Origin of the sequence: Oscillibacter sp. (genome assembly GCF_032018205.1) — a bacterium.
Classification (GTDB): domain Bacteria; phylum Bacillota; class Clostridia; order Oscillospirales; family Oscillospiraceae; genus Oscillibacter.
This window is the reverse complement of the sequence record NZ_DALZOY010000009.1, coordinates 63,573-66,416: the sequence shown is the minus strand read 5'-3', so window position 1 is coordinate 66,416 and position 2,844 is coordinate 63,573. Positions and strand designations below refer to the sequence as shown.

The 2,844-nt window shown below is 57.3% G+C and carries 2 protein-coding genes; both read left to right on the top strand.

Annotated features, from left to right (window positions below):
- Positions 1-194: 194 nt before the first annotated feature.
- Positions 195-1,385 (top strand): amidohydrolase, encoded by a 1,191-nt coding sequence (locus RTU96_RS08645; RefSeq protein WP_312636134.1) that lies wholly within the window; start codon positions 195-197, stop codon positions 1,383-1,385.
- A 29-nt stretch (positions 1,386-1,414) separates the two neighbouring features.
- The gene (locus RTU96_RS08640) at positions 1,415-2,800 is read left to right on the top strand and encodes a TIGR00366 family protein (protein ID WP_312636133.1); all 1,386 of its coding nucleotides are present in this window, start codon (positions 1,415-1,417) and stop codon (positions 2,798-2,800) included.
- The last annotated feature ends 44 nt before the right edge of the window (positions 2,801-2,844 follow it).

Genomic DNA, 2,844 nt, shown 5'->3' with positions numbered 1-2,844 from the left:
CGCCTTTGCTTTGGAGGCAGTGTACAGTGCGATTCTCTTAATACTTCAATTTTTTGTTCATATTATTAGACGAATGCTCTTGCGCCTTTTAGTTTCGTGTGATATCTTATTATCTAGCTAAAGCATTAGCGCGTTACCACTTACTTATTCCAATACATTGTAACCACATCATCTTTGCGGGGAGGAAATTGATCATGGTGCAGCCATCGGAAATTCAGGCGGCGGTCCGCGCAGACGCGGAGGACGCACGGCAGCTTGTCAGGCAGCTTTTTGACTACGCGGAGCTTCCCTATCATGAGGTGCAGTCCAGCGCAGCCATGGCGAAGCTGCTGGAGCGGGCAGGCTTTGAAGTGGAGTATCCCTTTTTTCAAGAGAAACTGGGATATGGCACGGCCTATCGCGCCACGCTGAAAAACGGGGAGGGGCCAAAGGTGGCCTTTTTGGCGGAGTACGATGCTTTACCAGTCATCGGCCACGGCTGCGGCCATAATCTCCATGGTCCCCTTTCGGTGCTGGCGGGTCTTGCCATGGCGCGGCTGACCGACCGTTTTTCCGGCACCGTGCAGGTTATCGGCACCCCGGCAGAGGAGGAAAACGGGGCAAAAATTCCTATGGCCACGGACGGGGTGTTCGACGATCTGGACCTGGCGGTGATGATGCATAGCTTTAGCGGCGGCGCATCCTGCCCGGACATGGACGTTTTAAGCCTACGATGCTACGTGGCGGAGTTTTACGGACAGGAGGCCCACGCGGTCGCCGGTCCCTGGGCAGGCGCCAGCGCTCTGGCAGCGGCACGGAAGTTTTTGGATTTGGTGGACGCCCGGCGGGAGAGCTTTACCCGGGACGTGCGGTTCAACGCCGTTTTGCTGGAAGGGGGCAGTTTTCCCAACACCATCCCCGGCTACGCGAAAATCCGGCTGGAGTTTCGCACAGACTCCCGGGGAAAGCTGGCGGAGATGGATCGCATTGTCCGCTGCTGCGCCGAGGGCGCGGCCATGGCTATGGACTGCACCGTCACCTTTACCCCCGGCCTGCTGGACTTTGACGACATGGTGCGGGTAAACGCTCTTGAAGCAGAGACGGCCCGTCTGCTTGCGGAGAACGGGGAAACCGTGGGAGAGATTCTCCCTCCCTCCGGGTCGTCGGACCTTGGCAACGTCAGCTACCGCTGTCCCTCTATTCAGCCCCTCATTTCCATTACCGACGAGCCCCTTGCCCTCCATACGGAGAAAATGCGCGACGCAACGCTTCTGCCCGCCGCCCACCGGGCCATGGAGCGGGGCGCCTGCACGCTGGCGGGGCTTGCCCTGCGGGTCTTAAACGACGAAGCATTCCGCGCCGCCGTGCGCAGCGACTTTCAGCAGGCGCTGAAGGAAAAGAGCTGAAAATGATTTAGGAGAAGGAGAATTGATTTATGGGAGAGACACTGGTAAAAAAGAAGCGGCGGCTGGAAATGCCCCACATTTACGTACTGCTGATGAGCATTATTGCCATCTGCACAATTCTTACATGGATTCTTCCCGCCGGGGAATTTCAGCGGGACGGCAGGCTGATCCTCGCCGGAACCTATCACGCGGTGGAAAGCTCCCCCGTGGGGCTGTTCCAAATGCTACGCTGCGTGTACAACGGCTTTATCGACGCGGGCGGCGTGCTGTTTTTTGTGTTTATCGCCTATGCCTCCATCGGTCTGATTATTTCCACCGGCGCATTCAACGGACTGGTGGCGGGACTGCTGCGGATTCTGAAAGGTAAGCTGCGGGCGCTGATTATCCCCATTTTTATCACGCTGATCGGCTTTGCCTCCTCCACCATCGGTGTATTTGAGGAGATGTTCCCCTTCATCCCCATTTTTGTCGGCATTGCTTTAGCTATGGGATACGATGCCATCGTGGGGCTTGCCATTGTGGCTCTTGGCACTGGGCTGGGCTATTCCGGCGCGTTTATGAATCCCTTTACCGTGGGCATGGCCCAAAGCATCGCGGGCTTGCAGGTGATGTCCGGCTGGGGCTTCCGTATTTTCTGCCACCTTTCCATGATTGTGGTTGCCTCGGTCTACACGGTGCGCTATGCAATGAAGATTCAGGCAGACCCCACCAAAAGCCTGATGTACGGCGTATCCGGCGGCCTTCAGGCAGATAAGAACATAGAGAACCACGCCTTCGGTCTGCGGGAAAAGCTGGTGCTGCTGGTGCTGCTTGGGGGCATCGTGGTCATTGTCATCGGAACCAAGGACTACGGCTGGTATTTTGAAGAGCTGGCCGCCGTGTTTTTGCTGATGGGCCTTATCAGCGCCGCCATTATGGGCTGGTCCCCCAACAAAATCGCCGAGCTGATTGCCAAGAGCTTTACGGACATTGCCATGGCCTGCATGATGATCGGTCTTGCCCGGGGCATTTTGATGGTGCTTCAGGCGGGCAACATTATCGACACCGTGGTCTACGGCATGTCCATCCCCCTGTCCTACCTGCCCCGGTGGCTGGCCGGAGAAGCCATGCTGCTGGTCCAGACGCTTTTGAACTTTGTGATTCCCTCCGGCTCGGGTCAGGCGGTGGTCAGCATGCCCATCATGGCCCCCCTGTCCGACCTTCTGAATATCCCCCGGCAGGTGGCAGTGCTAGCCTTCCAGTTTGGCGACGGCCTGTCCAACATCCTCTGGCCCACTGCTTCGGCCCCCATCGTATGCGGCATTGCAGGCGTAAAGGTGGAAAAATGGTGGAAATGGTTTGTCCCCCTGTTCGGGCTGCTGCTGCTGACCCAAATGGCACTGGTGGCAATTGCCCTTGCGATTAACTTTTCCTGAGAGAACGCAATGCTCTGCGTAAACGCTCCCGGGAGCCTGCCTTT

Coding starts and splice junctions, on each gene's coding strand:
- RTU96_RS08645 (WP_312636134.1), top strand. CDS start 195: ATGGTGCAGCCATCGGAAATTCAGGCGGCGGTCCGCGCAGACGCGGAG.
- RTU96_RS08640 (WP_312636133.1), top strand. CDS start 1,415: ATGGGAGAGACACTGGTAAAAAAGAAGCGGCGGCTGGAAATGCCCCAC.